Below are 15,722 nucleotides of genomic sequence, written 5' to 3'. Positions count from 1 at the left end.
TTTCCGTATGCCTTCTTTCTTTTCCATCATTATTTAAGATAATAAACTTTCCATTTCATTGAGTTTTTCTTCAAATACCTTACATGCATTAATAATCGGCGTTTTGCTAGTCATGTCTACACCTGCTTTTTTAAGCACTTCAATTGGATAATCAGAACTGCCTGCCTTTAAAAAGTCAATATAGCGTTTGACTGCTGGCTGCCCTTCCTCTAATATTTGTTTACTTAATGCAGTTGCAGCACTGTATCCTGTCGCATATTGATAAACATAATAATCGTAGTAGAAATGAGGAATTCTTGACCACTCTAAACCAATTTCCTCATCGATTGTAATATTTTCTTCACCAAAATATTTTTTGTTTAAGGCATAGTATTCTTGTGTAAACAACTCGGCAGTTAATGCTTCGTTATTTTGCGCTTTCACATGAATTAAATGTTCAAATTCAGCAAACATAGTTTGACGGAATACTGTTGCTCTAAACCCTTCTAAGTAATGGTTCAATAAATATAATCGCTTTTTCTCATCTGTAATCGTTTTTAACAAATAATCATTTAATAGAGCCTCGTTGCATGTAGAGGCAACTTCTGCGACAAAAATGGAATAATTCCCATAAGGATATGGCTGAAATTTACGTGTGTAATAGCTATGAACAGAATGGCCAAATTCATGTGCCAATGTAAATAAATTATTTACATTGTCCTGCCAATTCATTAATATATAAGGATTTGTGCCATATGCCCCAGAAGAGTACGCACCACTTCTTTTTCCTTTGTTTTCATGCACATCTACCCATCTATTCTCAAAACCTTCTTTTAGAATAGAGGCATATTCTTCTCCAAGCGGCGCCAGCCCTTTTATCATATAATCTTTTGCTTCTTCATAGCTGACTTCCATTTTCACATCTTTCACCAATGGTGTATAAAGGTCATACATATGCAATTCTTCTATACTCAGCACTTTTTTGCGAAGCTTAATATAGCGATGGAGAAGAGGCAAATATTCATTAATCGTTTCCACCAAATTTTCGTAGACTTGCTCTGGAATATTATTTGCAGAAAGTGCAGCATGTCGCGCTGATTTATAATTGCGGACTTTTGCATTAAATGTATGATTTTTTACTGTTCCGCTTAATGTAGAGGAAAACGTATTTTTAAATTTCCCATATGTTTCATATACTGCCATGAATGCATCGCGACGCACTCTCTGATCTTCGCTTTCAAGAAAACGAGAGTATCTGCCATGTGTCACTTCCACTTCTTCTCCATTTTCATCTTTAATGCTCGGAAATTCTAAATCTGCATTATTCAACATGCCAAATGTATTACTGGATGCATCCAATACTTCTGAAGCTTGTGCAAGCAAAGCTTCCTGCTCTGCTGAAAGAACATGTGGACGCTGCAGATTAATTTCTTCCAATGCTTTTTCATATAGCTTCAATTCTTCCTTTTCCTCTAAAAAGCCTTTGATTGTTGCTTCTTCGATGGATAAAATTTCTGGAACAATAAAACTAAGCGAGCTGGCTGCTTGAGCATAAAGATTTTTAATTCTTCCATCAAATCCTTGATAGAAACTATTTGTCGTGTCTTGATCATAACGCATATGAGCATATGTATATAATTTGCCTAAACGGCTTAGCAGCTTATCTTGAAAGTCAAGGGCCTTGTAAAGGGTATCTGCTCCTTCTGCCAATTTCCCTTGATATTCAGCCGCATGTTCTGAAAGCTGCTGTACTTCTTTAAATTCCTTTTCCCATTCTTCATCTGTTGCATATATATCTTCTAGCTTCCATGTATCCTCTGCTGGCACTTCTTTGCGGAGCGGCAATTTTTTTACATTTGACTCTTTTGTCATTTTTAGTCCCCCAGTCCTAAATTTCGCATGGCGAAACTTTATACTATCCTTCAATAATTCTACTTTTTTTTAAGATTTCCTGCTTTAGCGGTCATTTTTCTAAAAAGCATATCTTTATGCTCCATTAATTTACCCTATTTCTCCTTTATTTATTTTCTTTGCCAGCAGAACTTCAGCATATTTTTTATAAAATTCATCTTCCCAATTATGCTGTTTTTGATAATGAAAATCTGTTTGTATCTCTCCTTGAAACAAAAAAAATTTGGGTTTAATTTCTTGTACTATATTTATTTGCACAAGAATTTGCAAATAGTCTAAAACAGCATGTTTCCATCTGCTTTCATCAGCTGCTAATGGAAATTTTCTTATTTTAATATGCTGGCTGTCGATTCTCCAAGAAAAATAGTCCAATATTTTTTGAAAAGAAATTATTTTCCCTTTATTTTCTCCTAAAAAACTATCGACAATAATAAATGTTTGCCAAAATAAAGGAGGTGTCTCAAATATGATAGCAGTTGGAAGCGGAATGCCCGTATATGGAGGCAAAAAATGCGGATGGAGATTATGAGGATAGATTTCTTTTAAAAACTGGTTATTGATAGTTGTATGGTAATGAATATGATGCATTTTCTGTTTTCTAATTCCATGCTTCCATTCATCCAAGGGAAGCATAAGCTTAGAATTCTGAAGAAAAGGAAAAGAGGCTAACTCACTTAATGATTGTGATTCGCATATGCAATAAGTCTTATTAATTGTCAAAGGAAAAAAGGAATGGAAGAAGTAGAATTTTTGTTGTACGGGGCAATAAGATGGAAGAATATACTGCTCATGATAGTTTACGATGAATTGAGCTGAAAATGCAGATAACCGGAGCGTGCCTCTTGTTATTTTTTTCATATTTTTAAATCCAAGAATCCAAATGGGCATAATCTTTCTATTTAAATAACCAGATGTTCGTTTTCTTAATAAGTCTGGATTAATGGGAGAACATTGATATTCTATCACATAGTACTGATTATTGATTACAACTCCTATATCTCCCCGTTGTTTAATAGAAGAAAAATATGGCTCTAATTCTGGATGTAATCCAATTTTTTTCAAATAATAATATAATTGTCGTTTTCCCTCCAGATGATAACTTGACTCAGCTTCTGCATTTGCTTGACACCCCATGTCTTTTTCATGGGCAAAATGCATAATTTTTTTCTCCCCCATTTTCAAAATCACTTTTCCGTTGCATTCAGGACAGTAAAAAGAAACGTTTTGACGCATTTTTTTGAGATTGTCCCTTTTTATCTTCCATAAATTAATTATTTGTCCATTGCCTAGCTTGGCGGTAAACAATCTAAATCACACTCCTTTTTTTACTATACTTCTATTCTCCCTAAGATTGTTTATTTCCTTCATTAATTATCTATCTGGCTGCAATTTTTTTTTCTAAAAACTGCGAATAAAAAGTCAGTTTAACTAGCACCGCCAAGTTTTGCTCATAAAGTGAAACTTCAATCAGTAGGGATTTTACTGCCCGTTAATGCGTGATAAAAATTCAGCTGCTCCAATATTAATATTATTCATCCCTTTGAACACAGACTACACCACGTCCTGTGACAGCTTCTATGCAGCCTAAAACTCCTTAAGCAACAAATTGTTGGCGGACGTGGCAAAAACTCATTAAAGCGGCATGCTATAATAATGGTGACAATAGTCTAGAGGTAGATTCTAATATCCGAAACCCTACATGCCTTTTATTAAATTCAGTTAAATGAAGCTCCTTAGAATGCTGCATATCATGCACTAATTCTTTTACTAATTTCTCTGTACTATTTGTTTTATACAAAAAAGCACTGACCTCAAAATTCAAATGAAAACTCCGCATGTCCATATTGCATGTTCCAATCGAGGCGATTTCTCCATCTACTACAACAATTTTGCTATGCATAAACCCTTTTTCATACTCGTATACACGGACTCCAGCTTCTAATAAATCTGTGAAATAGGAACGCGATGCATGAAAAACAATTCGCTTATCTGGTTTATTTGGGACAAGCAGTCTGACATCAAGTCCACTTAATGAAGCAATCTTAATGGCTGAAAAGATATCTTCATCTGGAATGAAATAAGGGGTGGCAATCCAGATAGATTTTGTGGCTGTTGCCATCATGCTAAAAAATATATTTTTTATCACACTCCATTCATTATCAGGACCGCCAGCAATCAATTGAACACCACCATGTGTATTTTCTTCCGAAGCAGGAGTTAAATAGTCGATTGTCAAAAAACTGCTGTTTGTCATATAAAACCAATCTTGCAAAAAAATAAGCTGCAAAGATCTAACAGCTTCTCCCTTTACCATTAAATGAGTATCACGCCAGAAGCCAATAGAAGGATTTCTGCTTAAATATTCATCCCCAATATTTAAGCCTCCAACAAATCCTATATTGCCATCAATCACAATAATCTTTCGGTGATTTCGAAAGTTAAATTTACTATTTAATACAGGCATTCTAACTGGTCCAAATGCAATCATTTCAACACCAGCTAATTTAAGATGCTGAATATATTTTTTTGATAACTGCCAAGAACCTACTGCATCATATAAAAATCTGATTTTCACTCCCTCTTTTGCCTTTTTTACTAATATTTCTTTTATTTCTTCGCCAATTTTATCATGGCGGACAATATAGTATTCTAAATGGATATGATGCTTTGCTCCTTTAATCGATTCAAGTATTGCAGAAAAAGTCTCTTCCCCATTTGTGAGAATATTTGTTGATGAACCAAAGGAAATAGGGGTATTGCTCAATTTTTCAGCAAGACGAAATAAGTTTTTTTGATGCACTTCTAACTGTTCTATTCGTTCTTCAGTACCATAACTAATTTCCCTTTCAATCTTAAGAAACGCCTCTTTATCAAGAAAATACTTTTTTCTATACATTCGCTCTTTTCGATAATTCCTGCCAAATAATAAATAAAAAATAAATCCAACTATAGGAAAACTCCCCAAAACAATAAGCCAAGTTAATGTTTGGGTTGGATGTCTATTTTCAAAAAAGATAACAAATCCAATAAAAATAACAGAAAAGCTAATCAGCATGCTTAACTGTCCATAAAATCCTCCTTTTATCGTAATAAAAAAATTAGAAATATAAACAAACAGTCCTGAAACTGCTAAAAAAATACTTAATCTAGCTGTATGATTCATCTCTGAACACCTGCCCATATTTCTTTTATATCATTTGCTGTTAATATTCTTCCCTCTTAATTCTATATGTACCCTGAAGGTGGATAATACATGCCTCTTCCTAGACAATATGTCATCTAATCAAAAAAAAATACCGATTTCATTAAAAATCGGTATTTTAAGAAAAGTACTTTCTTAATTCTTCCATTAAATTATTTTCAATAATTGTTTTTCCATACTCTTCTAGTATATGAATTGTTGTTTTTGTTTCCTGCCCATATTCCAAAAGAATGCTTAAAAGGTTATCTACTTCTTCCTCTTCTACATCTTCTAAAAAACGCATAAATACATAATATATATTTTTATAGCTATAAAGTTTTAAATCCACATCTTCTAAGCCATGTACTTTTGAAAGTGCAATAACATCTTCAAAATCTTTGAATTCAATTACAAATTCTAAAATTTCATCATAATCTTCCTCAATATCTTTAACAGAAAACTGCTGATCAATTAAATCTTCGAAACGTTCATCTAACGGCAAATCCTTTAGCTTATCCTCTGGTATGGAAATTTCAAATTTTTGTCCATCTTTAGATAATTGTGCTCTTGTCACTAATATCTCTAAGCCTTTATCTAATGCTTGAACTTGAATCCAAAGCGGTCCATCTAGAATAAAGTCTTCTTCTTGATGAACTTCATCCATCATTTCCCAAAATAATTCTTCGCTTCGTTCTCTGTTGTACCATATTTCCTCTCGCTTAAATCCACGCTCTTCTATATCAATGTACGAAATGTAAAACTTAACTGTATGATCATTAATGCGTTCTATTTCCATTCTGCAAAACTCCCTTCAGGCTATGATGGAAGGGACTAATACCCCCATACAGATAATTTAGTTACTCTTTACCCAATTTATCATATTCGTACTTAGTCATTTCCGTATTTTGTACCTTGTACTTCTATATTTTATGACAAAAGTGATGCAAAGGGAATTAAAATATACTGAGAATTTTAAAAACCATTATTCGCCTATTTAAACTTTCTTCTTACTTATTTATATTAACTAACCTATTCAAAAAGAATTATATTTAGTATTATAGCCGTTCCTAATAATTTCAATCCTTGCAGCTTTTAAAGGAATATTAAAAATATTAAAGGCAAGGAATACATAAAGTGAACCTTCAATCATGCCTTTGTGTACAAGTTTCTGCCTAAATCTCGCCTTTTCTCTTATTATCCTTGAGAAGGAATCAAAAGACCGTGAATATATGATAAAAATAAGTTGCTTTTATTTCTTGTATTTTATCAAAAACAATCTTTCTTCACAAATTTAATGTGTGTTTTTATCATTCTCTGCTTGCATTCTGCATACTATATATATGAAAAGGCCTGACTCTTCTATCCAAAACACAAAAGATAGAAACCCGTCAGACCCTATAAATTATATACTTTATTAATTTACTAAACGCTGCGCTTCACGCAATTGGAATGTGCGTACTTTTCTTGGCAAGAAACGACGAATTTCATCCTCGTTATATCCAACTTGAAGTCTTTTCTCGTCAATGATAATAGGACGACGCAACAGCCCTGGATTATCTTTAATTAATCCAAATAGATCTTGTAATGGCATCGTTTCTAAATTTACATTTAATTTTTGAAATGTTTTGCTTCTTGTTGAAATAATTTCGTCTGTTCCATCTTCTGTCATGCGAAGAATCTCTTTGATTTCTTCGATAGATAATGGTTCAGAAAAAATGTTTCTTTCTTTATAAGCTATATCATGTTCTTCTAACCATGCTTTTGCTTTTCTGCAGGATGTACAACTTGGTGAAGTGTATAATGTTACCATTTTACAAATTCACGCTCCCTTTATTTAGACATGTAATGGAAATAATTTTAAAATAGTATAAACACTTGAATATTATATATTATTAAATTGTAATTAATTTAATCAAGTAATTTATATTAAATATTATACACTAATTATATATATTTTGGTATATGTTTTTTTAATATCATCAGTCAATTATGCAAACAATTTCGGAAAAGTTCCATCTGCTTATCATTTATACTTTTTGCTGTGATTTCCTCCTTTTATTTTGGAGAATTCTGCACTTTTTCCACAGAATTCCTCTGTTTATTTTTAACTTATTAATATAGACGATTAAGATAGAAAAAGGTTTCATTTTTATTATTAAATATTATTTTTTTTTTGTTTTTTTATTATTTTAAAAACTGCTACTTTTTTATACCCGTCCTACTTATTTTATAAACCAACTAAATAGATTCTCAATTACGACAATTTCATTGAAAATATGATAGAAACATACATACTATTTTTAAAACTTTTACATTATTAGTCAAATTTCATCAAAAATATCTTTTCTTTTATCTTCAGCATTTATTTGAATTGCTTCATCCGCAGGCTCATACGGCTCCCCATAAAAATGTGTATCTTTATACGTATGAATTTTTTTATAAGTTTTCACTAGCGCTTGTAAAACAACCTCTTCTCCTTCTTCATTTGGAGCCCAATACAAAATTTCCATCTCATTAATTTCTTTAGTTGCCAATGACTTTCTTTTATACCCGATAGAAGATGCATGTTGAAAGCCTTCTCGCTGATAAAACATCAATCTTTTTTTAGTGTCTGAATCTTTATAATTGACAGGCTCCACTTCTAAAATGATCGGTTTATTTTTCCCTTTTAATTTTTCTATTAGCTGATGGCCAATTCCCATCCCTCTTGACTCGGCTGATACAAATAGATAGTCTATAAAAACAAACTCATCCGCTTCTACATACATCAACACATGGTATTTCCCCTCGTCTTTATGATACAGCTCTGGAAAATCCTCCAGCAATGTCTCCATATGATCTTGTGATTTCATTTCCTCGATTGGAAAATATTCATTTAATTTATCATACCAATGCATAAATAAAACTCCTTATTACATGATTTAAAATTCACTTTATGTATTATCTATTATTAACATACCCTAATCATCTTTAAAATAGCTTCCTTCTTTTTTATTTTTCTTGCTATGTTAAAGTTCATTGATGATTTTGCTCCTTTATTGATTGGAAGTAAAGGTGTGAGATTTCTGCGAAAAAGGCGAGTCAAAGGGATGTTTCTCTAGGATCGCACTCAAAAAGCAGCCAGCAAGTTACCAGGACTATTTTTTAAAGCTTATTAGACATAAAAAAATAACGATCTCATATCTAGAGATCGTTATTGGTTAATCTTTATATTGTGCCTGGTATTTTTTAAATTCTGCTTCTGAACAATAAACAAAATGACCTGGTCTTATTTCACGCATTTTTACTTCTTCGCCTTCTTTATATTGATGAACACGAGGATCATAAGTTGTTCTTTTACGAGTACGCTCTGTTTCAGGATCTGGCAAAGGAATGGCAGATAAAAGAGATTTCGTATATGGATGAATTGGATTATTATATAGATCATCTGCTGGTGCAAGTTCCACCAATTTGCCGAAATACATTACGCCAATTCGATCGCTTATATATTTTACCATGGATAAATCATGGGCAATAAATAAATACGTTAATCCTTTTTCTTTTTGAAGTTTTTTCATTAAGTTAACAACCTGCGCCTGAATAGAAACGTCCAAAGCTGAAATCGGTTCATCCGCAATAATGAAATCTGGATCAACAGCAAGCGCTCTTGCAATTCCAATACGCTGTCTTTGTCCGCCGGAAAACTCATGAGGATAACGGTTGGCATGCTCTTTATTTAAACCAACTGTATTAAGCAGCTCATATACCCTTTCCATACGCTCTTGTTTCGTTTTTGCTAAGCCATGAATATCGATTCCCTCTGCAATAATATCAGCAACAGTCATTCTTGGGTTTAAAGAAGCGTAAGGATCTTGGAAAATCATTTGCATTTTGCGGTTGAATTTTTTCAAATCTGCTTTTGATTTTTTCCCGTGCACATTTTCTCCATTAAATAAAACTTCTCCACCTGTTGCTTCATATAAACGGATAATCGTTCTTCCTGTTGTTGATTTGCCGCAGCCCGATTCTCCAACAAGTCCAAGTGTTTCCCCTTTATAAATGTCGAATGTCACATCATCAACTGCTTTTACTAAATTTGGTCTTCCCACATTGAAATGCTGTTTTAAATGTTTAATTTCAAGTAGTTTCTCAGCCATTGATTTTATCCCCCTCTACTAGTACTGGTTTTGCAAAATTAGAGGCTAACGGACGAATTTTTTCTTTAACAGATGCAGGCGGCTCAACATTTGGAGCATCTGGATGCAATAGCCAAGACTTCACAAAATGAGTTTCCGACACTTGATAAACAGGCGGTTCTTGTTCAAAATCAATTGCCAAAGCATATGGATTTCTTGCCGCAAACGCATCTCCAACCGGCGGATGTGTTAAATCTGGCGGTGTTCCAGGAATAGCTGCCAATTCTGTTTGATCATCATTATCCAAACTCGGCATAGATGCTAAAAGTCCCCATGTATATGGATGTCTTGGATCATAGAAAATTTCATCAACAGTTCCCATTTCTACAATTTGTCCAGCATACATTACAGCTACCCGATCAGCAACATTTGCTACAACACCAAGATCATGGGTAATAAAGATGATGCTTGTTTCTAATTTATTTTGCAGTTCTTTCATTAAATCAAGAATTTGCGCTTGAATTGTTACATCTAGTGCTGTCGTCGGTTCATCAGCAATCAGCAAATGAGGGTTCGCTGCCAATGCGATAGCGATCATTGCCCGTTGTCTCATACCGCCAGAAAACTCATGGGGATATTGATTAACACGCTTTTCAGGCATGGCAATCCCTACAAGTGTCAACAATTCAATTGCTCTTTTTTTCGCAGCATCTTTGGACATATTTTGATGTTTAATCAATACTTCCATAATTTGATTTCCAATGCGCATCGTCGGATTCAATGATGTCATTGGGTCTTGGAAAATCATACTCATTTCTTTTCCGCGAATTTGCTGCATTTGCTTTTCTGTTTTTGGAACAATATCGACTCCATTAAACAAAATTTGCCCGCCTTTAATCTCCCCTGGAGGCATTGGAATCAGTTTCATTAATGTTTGAGATGTTACACTCTTTCCAGAACCTGATTCTCCTACGATTGCCAATGTTTCTCCTTTATATAAATCAAAGGAAACACCGCGCACTGCTTGCACTTCTCCTCCATACGTATGGAATGAGACCTTTAAATCTTTTACTTCTAATAATTTTTCCATCTATCTCACTCCTTACTTACGTTGTCTTGGATCTAATGCATCGCGAATTCCGTCGCCAATAACGTTAAATGCAAAGATAGTTAAACAAATAAACATAGCTGGGAAAAATAAGCGCCATGGATAATACGTCATAGCAGAAATCCCATCATTTGCCATTGTCCCCCAACTTGCTAATGGCGGCGTTAAGCCTAATCCCAAATAGCTTAAAAATGCCTCTGTAAAAATTGCAGTTGGAACTGTTAATGTTAATGTAACTAAGATTGGTCCCATTGCATTCGGAATTAAATGTTTGCTCATAATTCTTGTAATCCCTGAACCTAATGTTCTGGAAGCTAAAATGTATTCTTGATTTTTTAAGGATAATACCTGTCCACGTACAATACGAGCCATATTAATCCACCCAGTGATACTCATAGCAAGAATCATTGTTCCCAATCCTTGCCCAAGGACAACCATTAATAGAATTACTAATAATAAGTATGGAATCCCATATAACACATCGGCAATACGCATCATCACTTCATCTGTTTTGCCGCCTTTATAACCGGAAATACCTCCCCAAATTACACCAATTGCCAAGTCAATTAAAGCTGCTGCAATTCCGATAAACAATGAAATTTTTGCACCATACCAGATACGTGCAAACATATCCCGCCCAAGATCATCTGTACCAAAATAATGCTCAGCACTTGGAGGTTGATTTGCTTTCATTAAATCGTTTTGATAATAATTATACGGCGTTAGTAATGGACCAATAAGTGCCATAACAATAAGAATAATTAATATCACTAGCCCTGAAATAGCAAGTTTATTTTTTCTGAAACGCATAAAAACATCTTTCCAGAAAGAAAGACTAGGTTTCGTAATTTTTTCGGCCTCTATTCTGCTGTTGCCTACTACTTTAAATTTATCCTTTGAAATTTGCTGCATGCTTACTCTCCTTTCTTCCCGCCAGCTAATTTAATGCGCGGATCGATTAATCCATACAAGATATCGACAAGAAGAACAGATACTAATAGGATAATACTATAGAATACTGTTACACCCATAATAACTGTATAGTCACGGTTTCCGATACTTTTTACAAAGTGAGCGCCAAGCCCTGGAATACCAAAGATTTTTTCAATAACAAAACTTCCTGTTACAACCCCTGCTGATAATGGTCCCATATAAGATACAACTGGAAGAATTGCATTTCTAATAGTATGCTTCACTGTTATAACAAACTCTCCTAGACCTTTTGCTTTTGCAGTTTTAATATAATCATTGTTTAGCACTTCAAGCATAGAAGATCGAGTTAGCCTTGCAATAAATGCTGTTGGTCCTGCAGCAAGTGCGATTGCCGGAAGCACGCTTTGAGAGAATGTTCCCCATCTTGCAACTGGGAACCAGCCTAATTTTATTGCAAATATATATTGCAAAAAGGCCGCCATTATAAAAGAAGGCACAGAAATCCCTAGTACTGCAATAATCATTGCTAAATAGTCTTGCCATTTATTATGTTTTAATGCTGCGATAATTCCCAATGTTACCCCAACAGCTAAAGCAATAAATATCGCTTCAAGCCCTAATACTAAAGAAACTGGGAAACCTTCATTAATTAAATCGTTTACTGTTTGACTTTTATATTTAAAAGATGGGCCAAAATCCCACTGTACTATTCGTAGTAAATATTCTCCGTACTGTACATACCATGGGTCATTTAATCCATAGTGCTCATTTAAATTAGCTTCAATCGCTGGCGGCAGCTGCTTTTCTGATGTAAATGGATTACCTGGTGCCAAGCGCATGAAGAAAAACGTTGCTGTAACAATAAGCAGTAAAGACAGAATCATAAACAGCAGACGTCTTGTCAAATACTTTATCATGGTTTAACCTCCATTATTTTCTAATTAGCTCCAATTAGAAAGGAAGGTATATGAAGCTATTGCTCCATATACCTTTTAACTTTTAATTTACTTTATTATTCGAAATACGCCCATTTTAATTGAGCATCACCAAGACCAGAAATTACAATGCCTTTAAGGTTGTCTTTTTGTACCCAGCTATCTGTGTAGAAGTAGATAGGAGCAATTGGAAGCTCATTCATAAGAATTGTTTCTGCATCTTTTAACATTTGTTGACGTTTAGTTGAATCTGTTTCTGTTTGAGAATCAACAAGAAGTTTTTTGAACTCTGCATTTTCCCAGTTTGTATCATTATTTCCGCCTTTTTTGTCGCGGTATAACTCAAGGAAGTTGATTGCATCGTTAAAGTCGCCTAACCAGCCCATACGTCCAATTTGGTAATCTCCAGAATGTAGTTTATCAATATAAACTGCCCATTCTTCGTTTCCTAATTTAACGTTGATTCCTAAATTCTTTTTCCACATATCTTGAACTGCCTGTGCAATTTTCGCATGTGCTTCATCTGTATTATAAGATAAAGTGATTGCAGGTAATTCAGATGCATCTTTTAAGCCTAATTCTTTTAATCCTTTTGCTAATGCTTCTTTAGCTGCAGCTACATCATTATCTTTAAAATAGCCTTTTTCATTTTCAGCAAACATACTTGGAGGAACAGCTGCCATTGCTGGAATTTGTCCACCTTGTGTAATCTGATCAACAATAGATTGACGATCAATTGCATATGTTAATGCTTTACGAATATTTACGTTGTTTAATGGTTTTACTTCTGTATTAAATTTATACCAGTAAGTACCAGCAATTGCTTGTGTTTGCAGTGTACCTTTATCTTTTAAAGCTTTCATAGAATCAGTTGGCACTGTATCAAAAGGAGCTCCAGCACGATCTAATTCATCATTATCAAACATGCTTAATGTAGTATTTGGATCATTGATCATTGAAAACTCAACAGAATCAAGTTTTACAGTATCTTTATCCCAGTAAGTATCATTTTTCTCAAGAACGATTTGTTCTGAGTGTTTCCATGTAGTCATTTTGAATGGTCCGTTTGAAACATAATCATCGCCAGCATCTTTGTACCAGTCTGGATTTGCTTCAGCTACTTTATGGTTAACAGGCAAATAAGTATAAAATGCTGTTAATTGAGTGAAATATGGTGTTGGGTTCGCAAGCGTTACTTCTAATGTTTTATCATCTACTGCTTTTACTGCTACATCATCCAATTTGCCTTTGCCCATGTTAGCAGCTTCAGCGCCTTTGATGTAGTACAATTGATAAGCATATTGTGATTCATTTTTAGGATCTAATGCCCATTTCCAAGCATAAACGAAATCTTCTGCAGTTACTGCATCACCGTTTGTCCATTTTGCATCACGAAGTTTGAATGTATATGTTTTTTGGTCATCTGATACTTGAATGTCTTCAGCGATTGCGTTTTCCGGCTCTCCATCTTTGCCGATTCGAGTTAAACCGTCAAATGTTTGACGCAATACGTTACCTGATGCAGAATCATTCGCTAAACCAGGGTTTAAAGAAAATGGTTCAGTTGTAAGATTCAAACGTAAATCTTGTGATACTTTTTTCTTGTCATCACCGCTTTTTCCGCCGCCGCATGCAGCAAGAAATGCACTAAGTGCAAGCACTAGACTAAGAAGTACAAGCGTTTTTTTCTTCATAGTTATTACCCCCCTATATTTTTTCCACGTGTGGATCTTTCGAAAATTAGGTTCTCCAGAAAAAAAACAAGAATACATCCCAGGTGTTTTCACAGAATAGTCAGTTAATTTAAATATACTTAACCTACCTATTATATTAAGAAAAAGAAAAATATCATTTTCACTTTAACCCCATATTATTTTCATAGTTTACTATAATAATAATAATAAACAAATAATTATGTATTTGTTATGCATCCTTTGTTTAAATAGTCTGAAATATTAATTTCCTGTCCACTCGTATTTTCAATTATATATATGCATATAATATATTGCAAGAATTTTTTGTAGAATTTCGTAGAATAAAATACTATTTAGAAATATTTTAATACATTAAAACATTGCAATATTTAACTTTTCTCCTTGATGCATTTCTACAGCAAGTTTTTTTGTTATATTTTTAAAATAGCTTTACTTCTAGATAATTAAATTCTGCGCTTTTCTTGATTTTTCATGCAAATTAGTTTAATTTAGAAATATAAAAATATCTCTAAAATGATGCTGTGATAAAGAGTAGTACTTATATATTCGGTTTAAAAGAGAGTTTGTGGATGGTGAAAACAAACAACCGTGTATAAGGAATGGACTTTTGAGCACTGAAGTGGAAATGCATAAAGTTTGCAAACTATACTTTCAGCGATTGCCTTTCGATACCAAGGCTTTAAGTGGCTTTTTTTAAAGCAATTTAGGGTGGCACCGCGGACCATTCGTCCCTATTCCAATAATAGGAGACGTATGGTCCTTTTTGTATTTGTTTAAATATAGTATCAAGGATTATTCATTAAGAGAAGAAAAAACATTCACCTATAAAAATCAGGAGGCTATTATGAAAACCATTTTTTCAGGAATACAGCCAAGCGGCACTATTACATTAGGAAATTATATCGGGGCATTAAGTCAATTTGTAGAACTGCAAGACGAATACAACTGTTACTTTTGCATTGTGGACCAGCATGCAATTACCGTGCCCCAAGATCGGCTAACTTTGCGCAATAATATTCGCTCTCTTGCAGCACTTTATGTTGCAGTAGGAATTGATCCATCTAAAGCAACATTATTTATTCAGTCAGAGGTGCCGGCGCATGCTCAAGGTGCTTGGATTATGCAATGCATCTCTTATATTGGAGAATTAGAAAGAATGACACAGTTTAAAGATAAATCAGCAGGTAAGGATGCTGTTTCTTCAGCGCTGTTAACCTATCCTCCTCTAATGGCCGCAGATATATTATTATATGGAACAGACATTGTTCCCGTTGGCGAAGATCAAAAGCAGCATTTAGAATTAACTCGTGATTTAGCAGAAAGATTCAATAAAAAATATAATGATATTTTAACGATTCCAGAAGTTCGCATTCCAAAAGTTGGAGCGCGCATTATGTCTTTGCAAGAACCAACAAAAAAAATGAGCAAATCTGATCCAAATAAAAAAGCGACTATCACATTATTAGATGAACCATCTCAAATTGTAAAAAAGATTAAAAGTGCAGTTACCGACTCAGAAGGCATTGTAAAATACGATAAAGAAAATAAACCAGGTGTATCTAACCTTTTATCTATTTACTCCATCCTTTCAGGCGAAAGCATCGAGGCACTTGAAGCGCGATATGAAGGAAAAGGTTATGGCGACTTTAAGGCAGATTTGGCAGAAGTAGTCGTAGAAAGCCTTAAGCCGATACAAGAAAAATATAAAGAGTTGATGAATTCTACTGAACTTGATGACATTTTAGATCTAGGAGCAGAAAAAGCTAATAAAGTCGCAGGAAAAATGGTCAAAAAAATGGAGAATGCAATGGGATTGGGCAGAAAACGCCGATAATAAATCTCCTT

12 protein-coding genes and 1 other annotated feature are annotated in these 15,722 nt (G+C 34.0%); of the genes, 1 reads left to right on the top strand and 11 read right to left on the bottom strand.

The features are described from left to right. Nucleotides 1-33: 33 nt before the first annotated feature. The 11 genes from pepF to NCCP28_RS05940 all read right to left on the bottom strand — a co-directional run bounded on the left by pepF (nt 34) and on the right by NCCP28_RS05940 (nt 13,856). Nucleotides 34-1,851 (bottom strand): oligoendopeptidase F, encoded by a 1,818-nt coding sequence (gene pepF / locus NCCP28_RS05990; RefSeq protein WP_248560499.1) that lies wholly within the window; start codon nt 1,849-1,851, stop codon nt 34-36. A 129-nt stretch (nt 1,852-1,980) separates the two neighbouring features. After that, complete coding sequence (locus NCCP28_RS05985) at nt 1,981-3,195, bottom strand: competence protein CoiA (RefSeq protein WP_248560498.1); 1,215 nt, start codon at nt 3,193-3,195, stop codon at nt 1,981-1,983. Nucleotides 3,196-3,535: 340 nt separating this feature from the next. Further along, nucleotides 3,536-5,053, bottom strand: coding sequence for a cardiolipin synthase (cls, locus tag NCCP28_RS05980; RefSeq protein ID WP_248560497.1), 1,518 nt, complete (start codon nt 5,051-5,053; stop codon nt 3,536-3,538). 157 nt (nt 5,054-5,210) lie between these two features. After that, nucleotides 5,211-5,867, bottom strand: coding sequence for an adaptor protein MecA (gene mecA / locus NCCP28_RS05975; protein ID WP_248560496.1), 657 nt, complete (start codon nt 5,865-5,867; stop codon nt 5,211-5,213). 618 nt (nt 5,868-6,485) lie between these two features. Beyond that, a complete protein-coding gene (spxA, locus tag NCCP28_RS05970; protein ID WP_248560495.1) occupies nt 6,486-6,881 on the bottom strand; it encodes a transcriptional regulator SpxA in 396 nt (131 codons plus the stop codon). A 511-nt stretch (nt 6,882-7,392) separates the two neighbouring features. After that, a complete protein-coding gene (locus NCCP28_RS05965) occupies nt 7,393-7,968 on the bottom strand; it encodes a GNAT family N-acetyltransferase (protein ID WP_248560494.1) in 576 nt (191 codons plus the stop codon). Between the two features lie 303 nt (nt 7,969-8,271). Next, the gene (locus tag NCCP28_RS05960; RefSeq protein ID WP_248560493.1) at nt 8,272-9,207 is read right to left on the bottom strand and encodes an ABC transporter ATP-binding protein; all 936 of its coding nucleotides are present in this window, start codon (nt 9,205-9,207) and stop codon (nt 8,272-8,274) included. Then, the gene (locus NCCP28_RS05955; protein ID WP_248560492.1) at nt 9,200-10,276 is read right to left on the bottom strand and encodes an ABC transporter ATP-binding protein; all 1,077 of its coding nucleotides are present in this window, start codon (nt 10,274-10,276) and stop codon (nt 9,200-9,202) included. The genes NCCP28_RS05960 and NCCP28_RS05955 overlap by 8 nt, the downstream gene beginning before the upstream one ends. Nucleotides 10,277-10,288: 12 nt before the next feature. Further along, a complete protein-coding gene (locus tag NCCP28_RS05950) occupies nt 10,289-11,206 on the bottom strand; it encodes an ABC transporter permease (RefSeq protein WP_248560491.1) in 918 nt (305 codons plus the stop codon). A gap of 2 nt (nt 11,207-11,208) precedes the next feature. Further along, nucleotides 11,209-12,144, bottom strand: a complete 936-nt coding sequence (locus NCCP28_RS05945) for an ABC transporter permease (protein WP_248560490.1) — start codon at nt 12,142-12,144, stop codon at nt 11,209-11,211. Between the two features lie 95 nt (nt 12,145-12,239). Next, complete coding sequence (locus NCCP28_RS05940; RefSeq protein WP_248560489.1) at nt 12,240-13,856, bottom strand: peptide ABC transporter substrate-binding protein; 1,617 nt, start codon at nt 13,854-13,856, stop codon at nt 12,240-12,242. Nucleotides 13,857-14,389: 533 nt separating this feature from the next. Then, nucleotides 14,390-14,613: a binding site (T-box leader), on the top strand. Between the two features lie 108 nt (nt 14,614-14,721). Between NCCP28_RS05940 and trpS the strand changes: the two genes are divergently transcribed. Next, nucleotides 14,722-15,711 carry a tryptophan--tRNA ligase gene (trpS, locus tag NCCP28_RS05935; protein WP_248560488.1) on the top strand — a complete coding sequence of 330 codons (990 nt, stop codon included), beginning with the start codon at nt 14,722-14,724 and terminating at the stop codon, nt 15,709-15,711. The last annotated feature ends 11 nt before the right edge of the window (nt 15,712-15,722 follow it).

Source organism: Niallia sp. NCCP-28 (assembly GCF_023168165.1).
In the GTDB taxonomy this organism is placed as follows: Bacteria; Bacillota; Bacilli; order Bacillales; family Cytobacillaceae; genus Niallia.
The sequence above is the reverse complement of the archived record's forward strand: the minus strand, read 5'-3'. Positions and strand labels throughout refer to the sequence as shown.

What these genes read in the sequence shown, in the direction of transcription:
- NCCP28_RS05960 (WP_248560493.1), bottom strand. Translation starts at nt 9,207, where the DNA reads ATGGCTGAGAAACTACTTGAAATTAAACATTTAAAACAGCATTTCAAT.
- mecA (WP_248560496.1), bottom strand. Translation starts at nt 5,867, where the DNA reads ATGGAAATAGAACGCATTAATGATCATACAGTTAAGTTTTACATTTCG.
- NCCP28_RS05965 (WP_248560494.1), bottom strand. Translation starts at nt 7,968, where the DNA reads ATGCATTGGTATGATAAATTAAATGAATATTTTCCAATCGAGGAAATG.
- pepF (WP_248560499.1), bottom strand. Translation starts at nt 1,851, where the DNA reads ATGACAAAAGAGTCAAATGTAAAAAAATTGCCGCTCCGCAAAGAAGTG.
- cls (WP_248560497.1), bottom strand. Translation starts at nt 5,053, where the DNA reads ATGAATCATACAGCTAGATTAAGTATTTTTTTAGCAGTTTCAGGACTG.
- NCCP28_RS05940 (WP_248560489.1), bottom strand. Translation starts at nt 13,856, where the DNA reads ATGAAGAAAAAAACGCTTGTACTTCTTAGTCTAGTGCTTGCACTTAGT.
- trpS (WP_248560488.1), top strand. Translation starts at nt 14,722, where the DNA reads ATGAAAACCATTTTTTCAGGAATACAGCCAAGCGGCACTATTACATTA.
- NCCP28_RS05955 (WP_248560492.1), bottom strand. Translation starts at nt 10,276, where the DNA reads ATGGAAAAATTATTAGAAGTAAAAGATTTAAAGGTCTCATTCCATACG.
- spxA (WP_248560495.1), bottom strand. Translation starts at nt 6,881, where the DNA reads ATGGTAACATTATACACTTCACCAAGTTGTACATCCTGCAGAAAAGCA.
- NCCP28_RS05945 (WP_248560490.1), bottom strand. Translation starts at nt 12,144, where the DNA reads ATGATAAAGTATTTGACAAGACGTCTGCTGTTTATGATTCTGTCTTTA.
- NCCP28_RS05950 (WP_248560491.1), bottom strand. Translation starts at nt 11,206, where the DNA reads ATGCAGCAAATTTCAAAGGATAAATTTAAAGTAGTAGGCAACAGCAGA.